18 protein-coding genes are annotated in these 20,114 nt (G+C 68.2%); 11 read left to right on the top strand and 7 right to left on the bottom strand.

Features of this window, described 5'->3' with window-relative positions; all coding sequences use genetic code 11:
* Positions 1–119: 119 nt before the first annotated feature.
* The 5 genes from AOZ06_RS50845 (at position 120) to AOZ06_RS50825 (ending at position 5,882) form a co-directional block, all read left to right on the top strand.
* The gene (locus tag AOZ06_RS50845) at positions 120–1,334 is read left to right on the top strand and encodes an MFS transporter (RefSeq protein WP_054295948.1); all 1,215 of its coding nucleotides are present in this window, start codon (positions 120–122) and stop codon (positions 1,332–1,334) included.
* On the top strand, positions 1,331–2,302 hold the full coding sequence (locus AOZ06_RS50840; RefSeq protein ID WP_054295947.1) for a TolB-like translocation protein: 972 nt from the start codon (positions 1,331–1,333) through the stop codon (positions 2,300–2,302). Before AOZ06_RS50845 ends, AOZ06_RS50840 begins: the two co-directional genes overlap by 4 nt.
* An 8-nt stretch (positions 2,303–2,310) precedes the next feature.
* Positions 2,311–3,147, top strand: coding sequence for a glycosyltransferase (locus AOZ06_RS50835; RefSeq protein WP_169799093.1), 837 nt, complete (start codon positions 2,311–2,313; stop codon positions 3,145–3,147).
* Between the two features lie 136 nt (positions 3,148–3,283).
* Positions 3,284–4,558 (top strand): glycosyltransferase family 4 protein, encoded by a 1,275-nt coding sequence (locus AOZ06_RS50830; protein ID WP_054295946.1) that lies wholly within the window; start codon positions 3,284–3,286, stop codon positions 4,556–4,558.
* A 10-nt stretch (positions 4,559–4,568) separates the two neighbouring features.
* Positions 4,569–5,882, top strand: coding sequence for a UDP-glucose dehydrogenase family protein (locus AOZ06_RS50825; protein ID WP_054295945.1), 1,314 nt, complete (start codon positions 4,569–4,571; stop codon positions 5,880–5,882).
* Between the two features lie 56 nt (positions 5,883–5,938).
* On the opposite strand, the gene AOZ06_RS50820 is transcribed toward AOZ06_RS50825, so the two are convergent.
* The 3 genes from AOZ06_RS50820 to AOZ06_RS50810 are packed head-to-tail and all read right to left on the bottom strand — an operon-like array spanning position 5,939 to position 8,521.
* Positions 5,939–6,937 carry a GNAT family N-acetyltransferase gene (locus AOZ06_RS50820; protein WP_054295944.1) on the bottom strand — a complete coding sequence of 333 codons (999 nt, stop codon included), beginning with the start codon at positions 6,935–6,937 and terminating at the stop codon, positions 5,939–5,941.
* Positions 6,934–7,836 (bottom strand): glycosyltransferase family 2 protein, encoded by a 903-nt coding sequence (locus AOZ06_RS50815; protein ID WP_218921908.1) that lies wholly within the window; start codon positions 7,834–7,836, stop codon positions 6,934–6,936. Before AOZ06_RS50815 ends, AOZ06_RS50820 begins: the two co-directional genes overlap by 4 nt.
* A 7-nt stretch (positions 7,837–7,843) precedes the next feature.
* A complete protein-coding gene (locus tag AOZ06_RS50810) occupies positions 7,844–8,521 on the bottom strand; it encodes a polysaccharide deacetylase family protein (protein ID WP_054295942.1) in 678 nt (225 codons plus the stop codon).
* A 190-nt stretch (positions 8,522–8,711) separates the two neighbouring features.
* Between AOZ06_RS50810 and AOZ06_RS50805 the strand changes: the two genes are divergently transcribed.
* Positions 8,712–9,647: a chitinase gene (locus AOZ06_RS50805; protein WP_157233695.1), complete on the top strand. Its 936-nt coding sequence runs from the start codon at positions 8,712–8,714 to the stop codon at positions 9,645–9,647.
* Positions 9,648–9,654: 7 nt separating this feature from the next.
* Here AOZ06_RS50805 and AOZ06_RS50800 read toward each other — a convergent pair whose 3' ends face one another.
* Positions 9,655–10,485, bottom strand: a complete 831-nt coding sequence (locus tag AOZ06_RS50800; RefSeq protein WP_054295941.1) for a hypothetical protein — start codon at positions 10,483–10,485, stop codon at positions 9,655–9,657.
* Positions 10,485–11,387: a DMT family protein gene (locus tag AOZ06_RS50795; RefSeq protein WP_157233694.1), complete on the bottom strand. Its 903-nt coding sequence runs from the start codon at positions 11,385–11,387 to the stop codon at positions 10,485–10,487. Before AOZ06_RS50795 ends, AOZ06_RS50800 begins: the two co-directional genes overlap by 1 nt.
* 141 nt (positions 11,388–11,528) lie before the next feature.
* Between AOZ06_RS50795 and AOZ06_RS50790 the strand changes: the two genes are divergently transcribed.
* Entirely contained in the window at positions 11,529–11,738 is a 210-nt protein-coding gene (locus AOZ06_RS50790; RefSeq protein WP_054295939.1) for an HTH domain-containing protein, read from the top strand.
* Positions 11,738–12,271 carry a Clp protease N-terminal domain-containing protein gene (locus AOZ06_RS50785; RefSeq protein WP_054295938.1) on the top strand — a complete coding sequence of 178 codons (534 nt, stop codon included), beginning with the start codon at positions 11,738–11,740 and terminating at the stop codon, positions 12,269–12,271. Before AOZ06_RS50790 ends, AOZ06_RS50785 begins: the two co-directional genes overlap by 1 nt.
* A 444-nt stretch (positions 12,272–12,715) precedes the next feature.
* On the opposite strand, the gene AOZ06_RS50780 is transcribed toward AOZ06_RS50785, so the two are convergent.
* Positions 12,716–13,699 (bottom strand): hypothetical protein, encoded by a 984-nt coding sequence (locus AOZ06_RS50780; RefSeq protein ID WP_157233693.1) that lies wholly within the window; start codon positions 13,697–13,699, stop codon positions 12,716–12,718.
* A 241-nt stretch (positions 13,700–13,940) separates the two neighbouring features.
* Here AOZ06_RS50780 and AOZ06_RS50775 point away from each other — a divergent pair, with 241 nt between their 5' ends.
* The 3 genes from AOZ06_RS50775 to AOZ06_RS50765 all read left to right on the top strand — a co-directional run bounded on the left by AOZ06_RS50775 (position 13,941) and on the right by AOZ06_RS50765 (position 18,949).
* Positions 13,941–15,068, top strand: a complete 1,128-nt coding sequence (locus tag AOZ06_RS50775) for a S8 family peptidase (protein WP_236951993.1) — start codon at positions 13,941–13,943, stop codon at positions 15,066–15,068.
* A 939-nt stretch (positions 15,069–16,007) separates the two neighbouring features.
* Complete coding sequence (locus AOZ06_RS50770) at positions 16,008–16,826, top strand: RNA polymerase sigma factor (RefSeq protein WP_083472471.1); 819 nt, start codon at positions 16,008–16,010, stop codon at positions 16,824–16,826.
* On the top strand, positions 16,823–18,949 hold the full coding sequence (locus tag AOZ06_RS50765; RefSeq protein WP_054295934.1) for a CHAT domain-containing protein: 2,127 nt from the start codon (positions 16,823–16,825) through the stop codon (positions 18,947–18,949). Before AOZ06_RS50770 ends, AOZ06_RS50765 begins: the two co-directional genes overlap by 4 nt.
* On the opposite strand, the gene AOZ06_RS50760 is transcribed toward AOZ06_RS50765, so the two are convergent.
* On the bottom strand, positions 18,927–20,051 hold the full coding sequence (locus tag AOZ06_RS50760) for a pyridoxal phosphate-dependent aminotransferase (protein ID WP_054297517.1): 1,125 nt from the start codon (positions 20,049–20,051) through the stop codon (positions 18,927–18,929). The genes AOZ06_RS50765 and AOZ06_RS50760 overlap by 23 nt on opposite strands.
* Positions 20,052–20,114 lie beyond the last annotated feature (63 nt).

Genomic DNA, 20,114 nt, shown 5'->3' with positions numbered 1-20,114 from the left:
ACCGGGTCCCGCGTTACGCGAGGCAATCCCCCTCACAGGCACAGTTCACTGGCTAACGGGCTGTGGTCGTCCGGCGATGTCGTTGGCAGTGACCGGCCCCGACTGAGAGGTGGCGAGCCGTGTACGTCGCCTCGACGCGCAGTCCAGGTAGGACACCGAAGGTCTCCGGCCGGTTGCCCGGAACCGTTTTCGCGCTGGGCACGGTCAGCCTGCTCACCGACATCTCAGCCGAGATGGTCACCGCGTTCCTGCCCGTTTACCTGATCTACACGTTGCAGATGAGTTACGTGCAGTTCGGGTTGCTCGACGGGTTGTACACCGGTGCGACGGCAGTTCTCCGGCTCGTCGGCGGATACGTCTCCGACCGCACCAGCCGGCCCAAGCTCGTTGCGCTGTTCGGCTACGGCCTTTCTGCCGTCACCAAACTGGTCTTCCCGATGGTCGGGGCATCCAGTTTCGGGATCGGCGGTGTGCTCGCCACCGACCGCGCGGGCAAAGGGATCCGGACCGCGCCACGCGACGCGCTGATCTCGTTGGCCACCCCGTCCGATCAGCTCGGTGCCGCTTTCGGTGTGCACCGGGCGATGGACACCGTCGGTGCGCTGTGCGGCCCGTTGCTCACTTTCCTGATCCTGAGCCAGATCGGTACCGCTGCCGGGCCGGTGTTCGTGGTGAGTTTCGTCTTCGCCGCGATCGGTGTCGTGGTGCTGCTGGCTTTCGTGCGGGAACGCCGCTCGAGGGTCAACCGGTCGAAGGTCTCGGTGAAGGCGGGCATGGGGCTGTTGCGGGACGCCAAGTTCCGGCGCGCCACGATCGCCGCCGCCCTGCTCGGTCTCGTCACGATCAGTGATGCCTTCGTCTTCGTGGTGCTGCAGAAGGTTTCGGACATTCCGGTCGGATTCCTGCCGTTGCTGCCATTGGGGACCGCAGCCGTCTTCCTGCTCGGTGCCGCGCCGATAGGCCGAATGGCCGATCGGTTCGGCCGGTGGAAGGTGTTCTTCGCCGGGCACGTGCTCCTGCTGGTGACTTACGGGATGTTGCTCGTCCCGGATGGTGGATTCCTTGCCGTGGCGATCGCCTTGGCGGCGCACGGCCTGTTCTACGCCTGTACGGACGGTGTGCTGTCCGCGTACGCCAGCGGGTTCGTCCCGGCCGACCTGCGGGCGACCGGCTTGGCGACCATCCAAACCGGACAGGCCCTGACGCGGATGGTGTCGTCGGTCGTGTTCGGTGTGATGCTCGCCGGGATGGCCATGTCGAGCGCTGTCATCGCGTTGGTGGCCGTGCTGATCGCGGCCCTGATCGCGGTCGCGTTGCTTGTGAGGTCCTCGTGAAGGTTTGGCTGTCGGGGCACCGGGTGCTGGTCGGTGTGGTCGCGATCGTGCTGCTCGTGCTGGGCGGCGGCGGGTATGTCGCGTGGACCGCCGTGCACCAGCCCGCGGTGTCCGAGGACGCGCCCGCGCCGAACGCCGGTGACGTCGTCTTCATCGATCTCGACGGTGGCCAGGACCGGGTGACCACGCTCGAACCGGACGGCAGGCGCGCCACCAGCAGCCTCCGCTGCCAGCGGTTCTACCGCGCCGCCGGGACTTCCGTGTGCCTGCGGCTCGCCGGGCCCGGACCCACCTACGAAGCGGCTGTGCTGAAGGCCGATAACAGCGTTCTCAAAACAATTCCACTGCCGGGAATCCCGAGCCGGGCGCGGGTGTCGGCGTCGGGCAACATCGTGGCGTGGACCTCCTTCGTCACAGGTGACTCGTACACCGTGCCGGGCGGGTTCTCCACCCGGGCGGGCTTCTTCGACCTGCGCACGGGCGAGGTCACCGAATCGATCGAGCACTTCGAGGCCACGGTCAACAACCGGCCGATGAAGGCCGCGGACGTCAACTACTGGGGCATCACGGTCGCCGCCGACGACACCACGTTCTACGCCACCTTGGCGTCCGGCGGGCTGAACTGGCTGGTCAAAGGCGATCTGAAAGCGAAGACCGTGCGCAGTGTCCGGCAGAACGCCGAATGTCCGTCACTGTCGCCGGACGGCACCCGCGTCGCGTACAAGAAGCGCCCCACACCGCTGGACAAATGGAGTCTCGTGGTGCTTGACCTGCGCACGAACAAGGAAACCACGTTGCCGGAGACATCCGGCATCGACGACCAGGCGACCTGGCTCGACGCCAACACGCTCGCGTTCGGCCTGGTCAAGGGCGGTGCCAGAACCGCGGTCTACTACGTGCCCGCGGACGGGTCGGCACCCGCCAGAGCCGAGATCCATAACGCCGCTTCACCGGTATCGGTGAAATAGTGGAGGCTGTGGGCGAACCTGTGGTCAGTGTCGTGGTCGCGGCACACGACGAGGAAGCGGTGATCGCGCGGTGTCTGCGGTCGCTGACCAGCGGGGCGAAACCGGGCGAGCTGGACATCATCGTGGTGGCCAACGCGTGCGGGGACCGGACCGCGCAGATCGCCAGAGCCGAACGGGCCCGCGTGGTCGAGACACCGGTCGCGGGCAAGGCGCACGCGCTCGGTCTCGGTGACGCGGAGTGCCGCACGTTTCCCCGGCTGTACCTGGACGCGGACGTCGACCTCGACATGGTTTCGTTGCGCCGCATGCTGACCGCGATCGAACGCGGCGCACTGGCGTGCTCACCCGTGCCCGAGTACGACCTGAGCGGCGTTTCCGGTGTCGCGGCCCGCTTCCACCGGGTGTTCGACCGCTTGATCGCGGGCAGGCGCGGGCTGTCCGGCACCGGTGCGTACATGCTCAGCAAAGAAGGGCACGGCCGCGTTTTCCCGTTGCCACCCGTGACGTCCGACGACGGCTGGGTGCACCGCTCGTTCTCGGCCAGTGAACGACAGTCGGTCGAAGGCGCGCGTTCCGTCGTCCGCCCGGCACGCACAGTCGGCGCGGTGATCCGCAGGCGCGCCAGGGTGCGGCTGGGAAATCGTGAGCTGGATCTCTTGGGGCGCAAAGCAGAGGAGCCGTCGCTCGGCCTCGGTCAATTGGTAACACTGGTTCGCCAGCGCCAGGTCCGCGTTCTGGATTCCTTGTGTTTCCTCGTAGTTCTGCTGGCCGACAAAGTCGTGGCACGGTGGCGCCGGATACGCGGAACCGACGCCGACTGGTCGGCCGATCGCAGTTCCCGTTAGGCCATTCTGCCTACCCCGCAAAGGTAATTAACGGTTTTCAACCGCCACGGGTGAGTCGCTTACTTGCCCAAACGGACGCATTTGCTGTTGTTTGGCCAAAGCGGTAACCCCGGCCCTCTCCGCAACGACATGAGGAATGTCGGCCAGACTTGAGGAAGAGGGCACCAAGGTGAACCGTGGGCATGTCTTGATCATCGTCCAGAACCTGCCGGTTCCCTTGGACCGCAGGGTCTGGCTGGAGTGCCAGGCGCTCACCGCCGCCGGTTTCGACGTGTCGGTCATCTGTCCAAAAGGGCCGAACGACCCCGCGTACCAGGAGCTGTCCGGCGTGCACATCCACAAGTACGCACCGCCACCGCAGGCCAACGGCGCCCTCGGCTACCTGCTGGAATTCGTCTACTGCTGGCTGCGCACCGCACGGCTGACGTTCAAAGTATGGCGCAGGCAGCCTTTCACCGTGATGCAGGCGTGCAACCCGCCGGACACGTACTGGGCGCTGGCCCGGCTGTGGCGCGCCCGCGGCGTGAAGTTCGTGTTCGACCACCACGACCTCAACCCCGAGGTGTTCCGGTCGCGGTTCGGCGAGCCGAAGGGTCTGGCCGCCCGCGTCCAGCTCGCCGGGCTGTACTGGCTGGAACGCAAGACGTTCCACACGGCTGACCGGGTGATCTCGACCAACCAGTCCTACCAGCGGATCGCGTGGGAGCGCGGTGGTGTACCACCGGAGCACACGACGGTGGTGCGCTCCGGGCCGGACACGTCCGCGATGAAACCGGGCGAGCCCAGGCCGCAGCTGCGCAACGGCCGGGAACACCTCGTGGCGTGGCTGGGAATCATGGGCCCGCAGGACGGCGTCGACGGTGTGCTGGAGATCGCCCGCAAAGTGGTCAAGGAACACGGCCGCGAGGACGTCCAGTTCGCGTTGATGGGCTTCGGCGACTGCCTGGAAGACCTCAAGAAGCAGTGCACCGGGCTCGGCCTCGACGACTACGTCACGTTCACCGGGCGCGTCGGGCCCAAGGAAATCGCCGACTACCTCTCCACCTCGTCACTCGGGCTCTCGGCCGACCCGCTCAGCCCGCTCAACGACGTGTCCACAATGAACAAGACGATGGAGTACATGGCGTACGCGCTGCCGGTCGTGGCATACCGTCTCACCGAGACGGTCGTGTCGGCCGGTGACTGCGCCGTGTACCTGGAACCCGGCGACGCCGACGGGTTCGCCAAGTCGGTCATCGACCTGCTCGACGACCCGGCCAGGCGCAAGGACCTCGGCACGGCAGGACGCCGGCGCGCCGAGCAGGTGCTCGACTGGCGGCCGCAGGCCAAGGCGTACGTCGAGGTCTACGAGTCGTTGTCCGGCCTCGCGCCGGAACTCTCCGTGCCGCCGTCACGGCCGGCCGTTGTCTGAAAGGCAGCACATGTTCGCCAGACGCATCGCGGTGGTCGGTACCGGCTACGTCGGCCTGACCACCGGTGCCTGCCTCGCGTCACTCGGCCACCGGGTGGTGTGCGGTGACGTGGATCCGCAGAAGATCGAACGGCTGCGCCGGGCCGAGGTGGACATCCTCGAACCCGGCCTGGCCGAGCTGGTCGCCGAGGGGCTCGCGGCGGGCAGGTTGTCCTTCGTGGTCGGCGCCAAGACGGCGATCGCCGAACACGAGGACGGCGCCGAGATCGTCTACCTCTGCGTGCCGACCCCGATGGGCGTCGGCGGGGTGGCCGACCTGGCAGTGGTCGAGTCGGTCATCGACGAGATCCGCGGCCTGCTCAAGCCGGGCACGGTGATCGTCAACAAGTCGACCGTCCCGGTCGGCACCTCGCAGCGGACCATCGAGCTGCTCAACCGCTCGGACGTGTCGGTGGTCAGCAACCCCGAGTTCCTCCGCGAGGGCACCGCGGTCGAGGACTTCCTCAACCCCGACCGGGTCGTGGTGGGTTCCGACGAGCAGGACGCCGCCGAGCGTGTGTCCGCTCTGTACGCCAGGCTCGGCGCGCCGACGGTGTTGACCGACGCGGCCAGTGCCGAGCTGGTGAAGTACGCGGCCAACTGCTTCCTGGCGATGAAACTGTCCTACGTGAACGCCATGGCCGAGCTGTGCGAGCGGCTCGGCGCCAACATCGCCGACGTCACCGAGGGCATGGGCTACGACCGGCGGATCGGCCAGGCGTTCCTGTCGCCCGGTCCCGGCTGGGGCGGGTCCTGCCTGCCCAAGGACACCTCGGCGATGCTCCAGGTCGCCGACGCGGCCGACTTCGAGTTCCGCCTGTTGCGGGCCACGATCGACACGAACGAACGGCAGCGCCAGCGGATCGTGGAGAAGATCCGGTTCGCGGTGACCGGCAAGCGCGGCGGCTCGTTGTCGCACATGCGCCTCGGCATCTTCGGGTTGACGTTCAAGGCCAACACCGACGATTTGCGCGACTCCCCGGCGCTGGCTGTCGCGGCTTTGCTGCGTCAGGCGGGCGCCGAACTTGTCGCGTACGACCCTGCTGTGCGGTCGGACAATCTCCGCCCGGAGATCAGTTCGGTGACCGTGGTCGACGACCCGTACCTGGCGGGCAAGGAAGCGGACGCACTCGTGATCCTGACCGAGTGGCCGGAGTTCCGCACGCTCGACTGGTCCAAACTGGCCTCGGCTGTCCGCAGCCCGGTCGTGGTCGACACCCGCAACCTGCTGGACAAGGACACCCTGCGCCGCGCCGGCTTCACCTGGACCGGCCTGGGCCGCTAAAACCCTCGTGAGTGTTTTGGCCGGTTCTAACCGGCCAAAACACTCACGAGGTTCTGTCAGCGGAGTTTGCGGGCGATCGCCCTGAGTTGCGGGGCGATCGGGGAGGATTTCGCGGCGCCGACAGCGGCCCGGCGCAACCGGCGGGCCGGGGTGCCCAGCCCCGAGGTGATCGCGCCGATGCACACAGTGGACGATCCGGTCATCGCGCGCCGCTTGTACTCGTCCTCACCGCGGCCGAGGTCGATCCGGGTGATGCCGAGTTCGGGCGCGGCTGTCACGACTTCGCGCAGCAGGACCCAACCCGGCGAGTAGGAGCCGAACTTCCGCTCGAACACGGGGAACCACCAGTGCAGCACACCACCGTCGCGGATCCCGAAGTGCGCGGCGAGCAGGTGCGGCCCCGCGTACACAGTGGACAACAGGCCCAGGTCCGAGCCCATCAGCCGCCGCACCAAGTCGCGATTGGCCTGGTCGGCGAAGTGGTCCTGCGCGCCGGTGGACGCGTACTGTTCGCGCTTGAGTGCGACGACCTGATCGAGCCCATCGTTCGCCTGGACGGTCGAGCGCACCTCGCCGAGTTCGCGGTTGGCCTTGTTGGTCAGCCTGCGGGCCTCGGACATCTTGCCCCGGCCGCTCTTGTCGACCCGGTTGAGATACCCGTCGAGGCCGCCGGTGACATCCATGAACGGCGAGACCCGCCGTTCCTCGACCCACGGCTCCAGATCGCGGTATCCGTCCACCAGGTGGTCGAACGAGAGCGACCGGACCCCGACCGCTGCGAGCACGGCCTTCGGTGAGAACCGGACACCCGGTTCCACTATCGGCCCTTGGAAATCCGCACCCGGTGACCCGGCGGGACGCGCCGAGCTCCCGGTTTTGTGCAGCGGCCACAGGAAACCGTCGCCGATCAGCACATCGATCGGCCGACCGGCGTGCACGGCCGCCATGTACTCGTGGGTGAAATATGGACTGTCCCATCGGGAATCACTTGCTCTGATGGCCTGCCATGCCGCGAAGTCTTCGTCGGTCAGTGATCCGAACGGCACGAGTCTCATTGCGGCAGGACCTTCCGCCGTCGCGACGGATTCAGCAACGCCGTGAGCGCGGCCTTGGCGGTCGGTCTGCCCGCCAGCGCACGGATTCCCTCACCGACGACCACGGCCGCGAAATACCCCGCCCACGCGAGGAAACCGTAGTGCCGCCGGACCACTGTGGTCCGGTTGACCGTCAGCAACGCCCACAGCATCGGATTGGTCCCCGACTCGCCGCCGTCGTGTTCGAAAACGGCGTCCGGCGTGTACCACGTCAGCAGGCCCAGCCGTCCGGCCCGCAGCGCGAAGTCCGTTTCCTCGCCGTACAAAAGGAAAGTCTCGTCCCACTGCCCGGTCTGGCGGACCGCCTCGGCGGACAGCATCAGCACGCCTCCGGTGGCCCAGGCGGCTGGCCCCGGCACGTCGTACCGGCGTGGATCGGTGATCAGCTCACCGAGCGTTCCCCAACGCCCGGCACGGTTCCCGCCGATCAACGCCTCGGCCCACGCCCGCAGCACGGTCGGTGGCCGGCGCAACGAAGGTTGCAGGCTGCCGTCCGGGTTTTCCAGTCTCGGCGCGGCGATCCCGACGTTCGAGCGGCTGAACGCCTCGGCCAGCTTGGCCGCCGCGCCGGGCCGGACGCGGACGTCCGGGTTGATCACGAGGACGGTGTCGTACGACCCGAGTGCGCGGATCCCCGCGTTGATCCCGGCCGCATAGCCCGCGTTGCGGCCGATTTCGACAACGCGGACCGGCAACTCGGTGAAATTCTTGGCGATCTCGCACGTCGAATCACGGGAAGCGTTGTCAGCGACGACGATCTCGGTCACCTCGACACCGTCGAGTCCCGCTGGCAGCGAAGCGAGACAGGTACCGAGGGCGTCCGCGCTGTTGTACGTCACGATGACGACGGCGACTCTCACGCCAACCTCATCGTGCCGGGCCACGAGTGCGTTTCACCATGCCCGCGGCCAGCCTGCGCGCCGACCGGCGCAACCCCGGCTGCCCGGCGAGCACGTCCGCTGTCCACGATGGATCGATGTCGTGCCGCAGGCTGGTCCTGGCCTGCAGCCACGAATCCGGCGCCGCGGCGCCGCCGTCACTCGTGTAGACCAGACTGGCGCCCGCATGGCGCAACCGGGTCAGCACCACCCGGTCGTACGAACCGAACGGCACCGCGACCCTGGTGACCGGGTGCCCGGTGATCGAGGCCAGCAGCTGTGGCGCGGTCACCATTTCCTCGACCGCCTGGTCGAAGTCCGCTCGCCGCCAGTCCCGGTGCGACCAGCCGTGCGACCCGATCCGCATCCCGGCGGCCATCAGCTCGCGGACACCGGCGCGATCCAGCCTGCCCGATTCGCCCAGAAGACCGGCGAGGACGAAGAACTCCGCGGTCAGGCCGCGTTCGAGCAGACGGGGCAGCGCGATCTCGACGTCGGAGCTGTTGCCGTCGTCGAACGTGATGCGCACGTCCGGCCGGTCCACGACGGCGTCCATGACTTGGTCGAACTGCTCGACGGTGACCCAGGTGCCGTCCTCGCCGGGGTCGAGCTCCCTTGGCGGTTTGCCGATGCCGTGCACGGTGAGGTTGATGACCTTTGCTGGCATCGGTTGCCCTTCTCGCGGCGAGCTGTCCCTCCGGGTATCGGATCGGGGAGCCGGGTATTACCCCTTGACAGCCGCTATTGGTCTAGTCCACCGTCAATGGTGCCGACCGTAGTCGGCCGCATCCGGTCCGTTGACTGCCGCCTGAGACGCCCGGAAGTGGACTCCGCACACCCTGCTTGCTGGAGGACGAATGAAAATCATGCGGCGAATCCTGGTCGCGGCCGCGGCCGTGAGCATGGCCGTCGGGCTGGCTCCCGTGGCCAACGCTGCAGTCAACCCGATCCTGGCCGCTCCCTACCTGTACCAGTGGAGCAGCCCGCCGAACCCGGTGACGGTGATGCAGCAGACCGGGATCAAGGCCTTCACACTGGCGTTCATCCTGTCCGACCGCTCCTGCAACCCGTTGTGGGACGGCACCAGGTCGCTCACCGGCGCGGACATCACCAGGGTCAACCAGATCCGGGCGGCGGGCGGCGACGCCCTCCCGTCGATCGGCGGCTGGTCGGGCAACAAGCTCGGCACGTACTGCTCGACCGCACAGGCGCTGGCGGGCGCGTACGTGAAGGTGATCGACGCGGGCAAGTTCACCGCGATCGACCTGGACGTCGAGAACACCGACGAGTTCCAGAACGCGGCCGTGCAGGACAAGATCCTGAACGCGCTGAAGATCGTCCGCCAGCAGCGGCCGTCGGTGAAGATCGTGATCACGATCCCCGCGTTGACCAGCGGCCTCGACACCTGGGGCAACCGGCTGGTGCAGCGCGCCAAGGACCTCTCGGCCCCGGTCGACGTGTGGACGGTGATGCCGTTCAACTTCAGCTCGGGCGGCGACATGGTCGCGATGACCAAGAGCTCGGTGACCGGCCTGAAGAACAAGGTGCAGTCGGTGTACGGGCTGACGGACGACGCCGCCTGGCGCCGCTCCGGCCTCTCGTCGATGAACGGCCGGACCGACACCGGCGAGATCGTGACAGCGGCCAACTTCCGCTCGATCGTCAGCTGGGCGAACTCGGTCCACCTGGCCAGGGTGTCCTTCTGGGCGGTCAACCGCGACTGCAACAACTGCGGTGGCATCGCACAGGGCCAGTGGGAGTTCACCAAGGCCAACGCCACGGTGACCGGCTGAGCCCGTCCTATCCGTCCTGAAGACCCGTCGTACTCCTGCCGCGTGCGCGCTCCACGCGCCGCCGCAGGAGCTCGGCCAAGGCATCAGGCTCCTTGACCGGGATCTCCATGACGTGGTCGGGGAACCGCACCCGCAAGGTCGGACCCGCGTCCACGCGCAGATCCGCGACCTTGGCCGGGGTGTCCTCCCCTTCGGGATCGCCGAGCATGACCGGGATCCGGGCGTCGGCGGGGAAGTGGCCCACCTCGACGCCCTGGACCTGGCTGAACCCGTGCTCGACGGAGAACGGCGCTGCCTTGCTGGTGCGGCGCAGGACGAGTGCGTCATGGCCGATCACCAGGCACACCGTGACGTTGTCCCGCAACCACACCGGCACGTGCAGCGCCGTTCCCGCCAGGTCCGGCGTCAACGGGTTCAGCAGGACCCGGCGTGCCCAGAGCGCGACCAGCGCGCAGCACACCGTCGTACCGATGAAGGACGCCATGACGGTGTTCTGCGTCTGCCGCGTCGCCAACGAGGCCACCAGGCCGAAGATCATGCCGACGGCCAGCCCCACGAAACTCGCTGCCGTGACCCATACCCTCGGACGGCGGCGGATCAGCCACCCGACCGTGCCGGACACGACGACCAGCAGGACGAACAGGATCGCTCTCCCGGACGAACGGCTCCCGGCCATCCGCTCGTGGACGCCCAGCGCCTCCGGCTGATAGGTGAGCAGGATCGCGAGCACGGCGAGCACGAGCGGCAGGCCGGCGAACGCCGCCCAGAACAACACGCGCGACCGGACCAACCGCCGGCGCAGACCGTTGTCGACGATCCCCGGCTGAAACGACGTCATCAATTCTCCGAGTACTGGGCCGCGTGCGACGGGGCAGCGGACTTGTCCGACGACTTCCTGCGTGTCTTGGGCAGCATCACGATGCCCAGCGCGGCGAGCAGGAAGCACACCCCTTCGGCCAGCGTCGCGATCGTCGATGTCGTCGCGCCCTCGCCGAGCGCCACGTAGCCGATGCCGATGGCCACGATCGGGTCGGCCAAGGTCAGCGCGGCCACCACCAGGTCCGGCGGGCCGCTGGCGTGCGCCTGCTGGATGAACCACACGGCGACCGGGATGGACAGGACCGCGCCGATCAGCGACCCGGTCGGGAAGTCGGCGGGGTTGCCGTGCTCGAGGCTCAGCGCGGCGAGCCTGATCACGACCGAGGCGAAGCCGAACACGACGCCGCCGCCCGCGGCGAACGCCAGGCAGCGGACCAGCCCGTGGCCGATGCTGCCGACGAGGCCGAGCACCATCAGCAGCAGGCCGACGATCATCGCGATCAGCACGGCCGTCTCGTCGGAGACCCGCGTGACCTGCGCGTTCGACGCGGCCAGGGACGTGAACCCGCCGACGCCGAGCACGATCGCGGCCAGCGACAGCCAGGTGCCGATGGTCGGGTTGACGCGGTCACGCCGTGCGGTCGCGATCGTGGTCACCGCGATGCCGAGCACGCCGATCGGCTGGATGACGGTGACCGGCGCGAAGGCCAGCGCGCCGAAGTGCAGCGCGCTGCCGATCACGACAGCCAGTTGCCCGAGCAGCCAACGGCGGTTGCGCAGCAGGTCCAGCAACGAACCGATGCTGACCAGCTTGCCGTTCTGCTTGTCACGGACAGCGGTGTTCTGCCACAACGCCCCCACTCCGTTGAGCACCGCTCCCGCGACCGCCAGAGCGAGCGCCAGCCATAGCAGACTTCCCACGAAGGCAGCCTATTGGGCACGGACCGCTCACACCGGACGATATTTGCGCTTCCTAGGTCACAAACAGAACTCGACCACGGCCACTGACCTGCTATGTCAACTTTGATTGACAGCCGGGAGATGTCAACCTAGATTGACATCATGACTGAGGCGACCAGGCTGGCGAACGCCGCCGGCGACAAAGACCCCAAGGTGGGGCTGCGTGCGGTCGCGGCGTTGCGCAAGCTGCTCGAGTGGCTTGAGGCCGTGCAGGTCCGCAACGCGCGGGCGAACGGGTGGTCATGGCAGGACATCGCCAACGAGCTCGGCGTCAGCCGGCAGGCGGTCCACAAGAAACACGGGAGGGGATGATGTTCGAGCGTTTCACGAGTGCGGCCCGCAACGTGGTCGTCGGAGCCCAGCGGGAGGCGCGCGCGACCGGCGCCGACCGGATCGACAGCATGGACCTGCTCGTCGCACTGGTCCGTGACCAGGACGATGCGGCCACCCGGCTGCTGGCCGGGCACGACGTGACGGCTGACGGGCTGGTCGAGGAATCCAACCGGGTACGGCGCCGCGGCGGCCTCACCGACGAGGACGCGGCAGCGCTCAACGCGGTCGGTGTGGACGTCGAGCACGTCATCCGCAGCGTCGAGGCGAGTTTCGGCAAGGACGTGCTCGACGCGCCCGCCGGGCGCGGCAAGCGGCACGTTCCGTTCGGCCGCGAAGCCAAGAAGGTGCTCGAACGCAGTCTGCGGGAGGCGCTGCGGCGCAGGCACAAGTACATCGGCACTGAACACCTGCTGCTCGCGTTGCTCAACGACGAGACGGTCGCCACGGGCGCGCTGGCGGCGCGTGGCGTGACCTACCAGGGCGTCAGCGAGCGGCTCGGCAAAGCTTCCTGATCGCCGCTGCCACGATCGCGCTGGTCAGATCGTTGCGCAGGTAGGTGCATCCGATCAGGGCTAGTCAACGTACCCTCAGACGCTGTAGAAAGCAGTGCGCCGGATGGCGTAACCGCTACGACCTGATGGTCGTCGCGCATCCATCCGGCGCACTAGCGTGTCACCTCGGGTTCCATCACACCCGATCGGACACTCTGGCCGCTCGTCCTGCGAGTGGTTGGCACAGCCCCTCGTTGTGCCAGCCAAGGCGAAGCAGCCAGTGGGGAGCCCCGGAGCCGCGGGGGCATCGCGGCATCCGGGGCCCAGGTCCCGACCTGACCGGGCGCGGTCGGCAGGTCGGGTGGTTCTGGGAACGTTCACGAACAGACGTGACGAATACCCGGGGACACACCTCGCCCATGGTGAGACGAACTCAGGGCAGAGTTATGCCGCGAAAACGTGAGATCAGTCAGGCGGCGTCGCCGGGAGCCCAGCCGACCGGCTGACCTCAGCGAACGCTTCATCCCAGTGCAGCAGGCCCGCCTGCGGCGCGGCCAGCGTGGTGCGCGGCGTCAACACCGCGAGGATCGACCGTGCGTCCGAGCCGCTGTTGCCACCCGCCGAAGCGGTCGGCGCGGGCGCGGCCGGGGCAACCGGAGCCGGTGGGCCCGGCAACGGGCGGGGAGAGTTGTCGGCGGGCGCGACCATGTGCGCGGCGGCAGCGGATTTGACCGGTGCGGGCACGATGGTCAGCTGCGACGTGCGGCGAGCTTCCTGCAGCAGGCGCGGGTGTTCGGTCACCGGAGCCTCCACCACCGGCACGTCAGCCGGTGCGGCCACGGCCGCGATGGCCGCGGCGGGAGTCTCGACAGTGGCGGTGCCGCGGTCAGCGGCGTCCGTGTCCTTGTTGGGACTCGGTGTCTTCGGCTGCGGCTTGAGCAGGTCACCGATCGGGTCGGGCAGCAGGCCGCCGTCGTGGTCGTCGTCGCCGGACTGCGGAGGCGGCAGGAGCGCGCCCGGGATCTGCGCCACCTGGTCGACGACCGTGGTGACGGTCTTCGTGACGCCGTCGACCGTCGTGACAACTGTCTTCGTCACGGTGTCGAGCGTGGTGGTCACGGTCGTGGTGACGGTGCCGAGCGTGTCGTCGACCGTCGAAGTCACCTGGCTGAGCAGCCCGCCGACCAGGTCACCGCCGCCGGACTTGCCGGTCTTCTTCTTCGCCGGGGCCTTGGCCGGTTTCTGGTGCTGGGCCTGGGCCTGCTGGGACTGGGGCGCGGTGATGCCGGGGATCCTCGGCAGCTCGATCAGATCGGCCGACGCCGTGCCGCTGGTCAGCAGCACACTGGCCAGCCAGCCCGCCGCGGTGAAGCCGACGAGCAGCGCGAACCGCACGACGAGGCGACGCAGCGTCGTGCCGGCGCCACGCGCCTGACCCGAGCCGGTCACCAGGACCACCACCGTTTCCACTGACCCAACACGAACACTCCGGCGACGAGCCCAATCGCGTCCCGCAATCACACCGCCGGTTGAACCCTAGCTTTGCAAGCGCCGCCCGGAAAGGCGGATCTCATTGTCTGACCCCGGTGTGTCCATTCGGCGACGGTCACGGTGCGTCGTATTCACCGAACTGGGTGATCCTTCTAGTGCGACTGGGCGAGTGCCCCGGTATCCCGCCAGTGTGTCCTTCGTGGACACTCAACGGGCGATGCGGCTCTCCGAATGGGTCAGCCGGTGGCAATGGCGCGTGCCGGACCTCGTCTTGCACGATCCAGACGGACCGCGGGAATGTCTTGTCCGAGCGGGACAATTGATCGTCGAACCGCAGGCGGTCCAACCGGTCTCCGACGAACTGCGCCGGTGGGTCGACCGGATTGACCCAAGCGGACGCATCATCCTGCGCGACGAATTGCGCGACCGCCCGGTCGAAGTCGCCGCGGACATCACCAGCCGCTGGCGCACGGCCCCCAATCACGTCCACATCGGCGGCCCGATCATGCTCGGGACGGCGACCTGGATCGGCGGGCCGGAAATCGACATCCCCGCGCCCCGGCCACCGGCCCCGGAAACATGGGACCCACCCGTGACCGTGGCCGTGCTCGACACCGGGCTGGACCCACACCCCTGGTTCGCGGGGAAACCGTGGTTCACCGAATGGGGCCTGCACCCCGAAGTGCTCGACCACGACATCGACGGCACCCCCGACTGGCAAGCAGGCCACGGCACCTTCGTGGCAGGCGTCCTGATCAGCAACGCCCCCGGCGTGACCATCCGCCACCACCGAGTCCTGTCCTCCATGGGCCTCACCGACGACACGACTCTGGCCGCGGCGATCAGGGCAACCCGCGCCCGAGGCCACATCGACATAACCCTGCTCACCTCAGGCTGCTACACGGCGGACAACCGCTGCCCACCGATCCTCGAACACGAACTCACCCACCCCGACAGCGACACAGTGGTAGTAGCGGCAGCAGGCAACGGCGGCAGCAGCAGACCATTCTGGCCCGCAGCCCTCGACACCGTGACAGCCGTCGCCGCATCCGACGAAACCGGCACAATCGCGGCATTCTCCAACCGCGGCCCCTGGGTGAACGCCACAGCGCCGGGCGTGGACATCACATCCAGTCACGTAAGGCTCAAAACAGGCACAGAAGGTACAGCCCCCGGCACCGAAGCACGCGAGTACGGCGTAGCCCGCTGGAGCGGAACCTCCTTCGCGGCCCCAAAAATAGCGGCCGACCTGGCAAACCTCCTCAGAGAAGGGCACACCCCGGCGCAAGCCCTCGACAGTCATTCACTCGGACAGCCAACATTGTGAACGCGATTTAGCAACGACCACTGGCACGCACAGTCGCCGACGCGCTACTCTATGGATGCTCGCCCCCTCCCCCTCGGCGAGCCAAACGTCCCCGCTCCCCGGGACCCCCAGCCGGGTCGAGCGGGGACGTCCTACGCTCCAAGCCTTAGTCGCTCGCTTTGCTCGCTCCCTCGGCTTGGACTTTCGTTATTTTGGGGGGCCGAGCCCCCCAAGCCCCCCACGGTGCTTGCTTCTTTCGGCCCAGCCTCGGCACCTTTCGCTTCACCAGCCACCTCTTCGGGTTCCCCCTGCGGCTTCGCCGCGGGGTTATTGCTAGGGCTGGGGCGGGGGCCGGGATGACATGAGTTGGGTGGGTGGCTTGCGTTGCAGGAAGTCGAAGGCGTCGTGAGCGGGAGTGGAGGTGGGCGGAAGTGGGGAGTGAGAAGGAGTGGGGAGTGAGAGGGGCGGGGTGTGAGCGGGAGTGGGTGTGTACGGGGTGTGCTGCAAGCACAAGGGGCGGCTTCGGGGGTGGTTCCCTTCCATATGGCCTGGGCGAAGCCCAACCACACGTGTCCAGAGGTCCGCCTGCGCAACTCGCGGGCATGAGCGGCGGTCATATGGACCTCTCGACGCGTGTGGTTGCCTCCGGCAGGCCATATGGAAGGGGCCCGACCGCGCCCACTCCGCCCCGGAAGTTCGCGGGCTGGCGAGAGAAGTACAGCAACCCAGTTCTTCGGTTCCCCTTTCGGTGGTCTGCCCCCGGAGAGGGAAAGCGGTTGGATCCAGACACGGTATTGAACACACAAGCCGACGGCGGAAAGCGCGAATGATGGCGAGACGCACGGAGGAGGAAGAAGCGGAGACAAGGAAAGAAAATCGCTGTGGGTAACTGGGGTCACTCTAGCGGGTGGGATTTGAGGATTTTGGAGCTGGTTGGAGTGGTTGGGCGTCTGAGCTGGCATGGAGGCGCTTGATGAAGAGGGTTGGCGGGAGCTGGTTGCTGCTCATGGACCTGTGGTTTGGGCTGTTGCTCGGGCGTTCCGGCTCAGCTCCGCGGACGCCGACGACGTTTTCCAGACCACGTGGTTGAATCTCGCCGAGCACCTCGGCGACATTCGGGATTCTGAGAAAGTTTCGGCTTGGCTGGCCACCGCTGCCCGGTTCGAATGCCTGCGAGTTCTGCGGATTCGGCGGCCTCTGCCCGTTCGGTGGGTGCCGGATGCCGGCGTGCAGGACGGGGCCGACCAGGTTGTCATCGCCGACGAACGGGATCGGCAGCTGTGGCGGGCATTCGAGTCTTTGCCCGAGCGGTGCCAGCGGCTTCTCCGGCTGTTCGTGTACGTCCCCGAATTCACCTATGCCCAACTCGCCGACGCCGTCGGCCTCCAGGTCGGCAGTGTCGGGCAGACCAAGACCCGGTGCCTCCGGTCGCTGCGGACCAGGCTGGACCGCACCTTGTTCGACCGGGTCGATCCCGCGCCCGACGTGATCGCCGAACCGCGTGACCACGCCACACCGAGGTTCGACACGCTGCCGGAGGTGCTGACCAGGAGCGCGCTGGCCACGCTGCGGTTCGGCAACCACCGGCACACCGTGCACGTGGAGATCGGCACCGCGCTGACCGGGGTGGTTCTGCCGCGCGCGGATGTCCAGGTGTGGTGGCCGGACGGGATGATCAGCGCCGACGTCGACCTCAACGGCCTGTTCAAGGCCGACGCGCCGCCTGGGCCGGTCCGGTTGTCGATCGACGGCGTGGTGACGGACTGGTTCGTGCGATGAGCCACGCCGAGGCGCTCGACGCAGTCGAGCGCGGCGATTACGTCCGGGCGCTGGCCGAAGCCCGTGACGCGCTCAGGCGGGCCGAGGGCGATGCCGGGCAGGTCCACCTGACGATCGCGTGGATCGAACTGGAACGGGGCAACGCCCGGGCATGCGCCCGTGAACTGCGCAAAGCGGTCGAGAACGGTGCCTCCTCCGGCCGGGCCCGGACCGTCGACGGTCTGCGGCTGTGCGCGAGCGGTGCCTACGAACAAGCAGTGATGAGGCTGTCAGCGGCCATGGAATTCCTCCGTGACGACCCGAGGTGGTTGGCGAACGCGTTGACCGGCCGTGGAATCGCACGCGGTTATCTGTTCAGGCTCGCGGCGGCTGACCGTGACTTCGCTGCGGCCGCCCGGATCCTGCGCCAGTTGGACGAGCACGAGCGGGTGGCGACGTGCGTTCACAACCGTGGTTTCGTCGCGCTGCAGGCAGGAAACCTGCCGAAGGCGTTGGAGTTGTTCGAGCAGTCGAGCAGCGGACTGCGTTCGGGCCGGGCGGAAGCACTGATCGATCACGCCTCCGCGTTGCTCGCGGCGGGCATGACCCGTGACGCCAGTGCCTTGCTCGAACAGGCGGAACCGTTGCTCGCGGGACGGGAAAGCCGCTTGGCGGAGGCCGTGCTGGCGGCCGGGTACTGCGCGTTGCGGGCGGGCGACGTCGACCACGCGGCCGGTGAGGCCAAACGGGCCCAGGACCTTTTCCGGATCCAGCGCAGGCCCGCGTGGACGGCGGCAGCCGACGCGCTGGCGCTGCGGACAGACGTGATCGACGTGGCCGCGGCCAAGCGCGTGGCGAACCGGTGCGTGCGGTGGGGAAAGCGGACGGAAGCAGCCGAGTTGCTGCTGGAGGCGGGCAAACAGGCGCCGGAGCTGCTGGTCAGGCTCCAGGCTGAGCGCAACGCCAACACCGCGCGGTTGCGCGCGATCGGCTGGCTGGCCAGAGCCAAGGCGGCGACCACGAGCCAGGCGCGCATTGCGGCCTGTCACGCGGGAATGCGCGTGGTCACCGGTTACGCGGCAGTGATGGGAGCGGGTGCGCGTGAACTGGCGGCTGAGTTCGCCTCGGTGGCGATCAGGCACGCCCGTCGTGCGCGGACGGTGTTCGACTGGATCGAGCGGCAGCGGATAACGGTGTTGCCGTTGGCGGACACGGCCGATCTGGTCAAGCTCAGGGCGGCCGAGGCGCAAGGCGATGTGACGACGGCCGTGCGCCTCGAAGACCGGATCCGCCGTCGTACCCGGATCACGCGCCACCGGTACGGGGCGATGGCGTTGACCGAAGCGCTCGGCGACCGGATGCTCGTCAGCTATTCGTTGCACGACAACGAGCTGCTCGCGTGCACGGTGGCTGACGGCCGGATGCGGGTGCACCATCTCGGCTCGCTCGATCCGGTCGCCATGAGGTTCTCCGCGCAGTTGGGCGGTCAGTTGGACAACCAGATCATCGCGCCGCTGCGGGTCGGTGACCGGTCGCTGGTCGTCATCCCGGCCGAGGGTATGTCCAGCATGGTGTGGGCGGCGATGCCGTCGTGTACGGGGCGCCCGATGTCCTTGGCACCGTCGGTCGCGGCCTGGGTACGGGCGACCAGGTCCCAGCCGGGTGAAGGTGTGTTCGCCGCTGCCGGGCCTGGGCTCGCGCACGCCGCTCGCGAGGTCGCCGCCATCGGGTGCGTCCCGGTCGAGTCCAAAGTGGATTCCGTGCTCGCCGTGATGGACGGTGCCGATGTCGTGCACATCGCCGCGCACGGGACGTTCCGGTACGACGCGCCGATGTTCTCGTGCCTCCAGCTGTCCGACGGGCCGCTCTACGGCTACGACCTCGCCCGGCTCACCCGTGCGCCGCGAATCCTCGTCCTGTCCGCGTGTGAGGTGGCCAGGGCGGAGGTTTTCGCGGACGTCCTGCTCGACCGCGGCGGTCAGGCGCTGATCGCGAGCACTGTTGCCGTGCCCGATGAGGCCGCCGTCGGGCTCATGTCCGGTTTCCACCGGTTGCTCGACGCCGGCGCGGCGCCCGCCGAGGCGTTGGCGGGCGCGCAGCGCCGCTACGGGCACTTCGGGTTCAGCTGCTGGGGCTCGGGGTGAGCTTGTGCAGGCGGGCCACGGCCTCGTCGAGCACCTCGTCCTTCTTGCAGAACGCGAAGCGCACCACGTGCTTCCAGTGCTCGGGTGTGTCGGTGAAGACCTGCACCGGTACGCCTGCCACGCCGATGCGCTCCGGCAGCTCACGGCACAGCTGGAAGCCGTCGGTGAACCCGAGGGGCCGCACGTCCGCGCAGACGAAGTAGGTCCCCTGGCTCGGCCGCACGCCGAAGCCCGCCTCGGTCAGCCCGGCGACCAGGCGGTCGCGCTTGGACTGCAACTGGCTTCGCAGGTCCGAGACCCACGCGCCCTCGTGCCGCAGCGCGTGCGCCACAGCGGGCTGGAAGGGCGCGCCGCCGACGAAGGTCAGGAACTGCTTGGCCGCCTTCGCCGCCGCGACCAGCTCCGCCGGTCCGCACATCCAGCCGATCTTCCAGCCGGTGCAGTTGAACATCTTCCCCGCGCTGGAGATCGTCAGCGTCCGCTCGGCCATCCCCGGCAGCGAGCCCAGCGGCACGTGCTCGAGGCCGTCGAAGATCAGGTCCTCGTACACCTCGTCGGTCACGGCGATCAGGTCGTGCTCGACGCACAGCTCGGCGATCGCGGTCAGCTCGTCGCGGGTGAACACCGTGCCGGTCGGGTTGTGCGGGGTGTTGATCATGATCAGCCGGGTGTTCGGCGTGACCGCCGCCCGGAGGGCCTCGATGTCCGGCGCGAACCGGCCGGTTTCCGGGTCCTCGGCCAGCGGGACCACGCGGCGGGTCGCGCCGGAGAGGGCAACGCAGGCCGCGTACGAGTCGTAGTACGGCTCGATCAGCAGCACCTCGTCACCGGGACCCACCAGGCCCAGCAGGGCGGACGCGATCGCCTCGGTCGCGCCGACTGTGACGAGGACCTCGCTGTCCGGGTCGAACCGGGTCCCGTAGCGGGTCCGGTGCTCGGCGATGGCCTGCCGTAGCTCCGGACGGCCGGGGCCCGGCGGGTACTGGTTGATGCCGGAGCCGATCGCTTTCTGCGCCTCGGCCAGCATCGACGCGGGCCCGTCGGTGTCCGGGAAGCCCTGGCCGAGGTTCACCGCGCCGGTTCGGGTGGCCAGTGCGGTCATCTCGGCGAAGATGGTCGATGTGAACGGCTGAAGCCGTGGAGTCAAGGCAGCACGCACGTTGAG

The sequence above is a fragment of the Kibdelosporangium phytohabitans genome, from assembly GCF_001302585.1.
In the GTDB taxonomy this organism is placed as follows: domain Bacteria; phylum Actinomycetota; class Actinomycetes; order Mycobacteriales; family Pseudonocardiaceae; genus Kibdelosporangium; species Kibdelosporangium phytohabitans.
The sequence above is the reverse complement of the archived record's forward strand: the minus strand, read 5'-3'. Positions and strand labels throughout refer to the sequence as shown.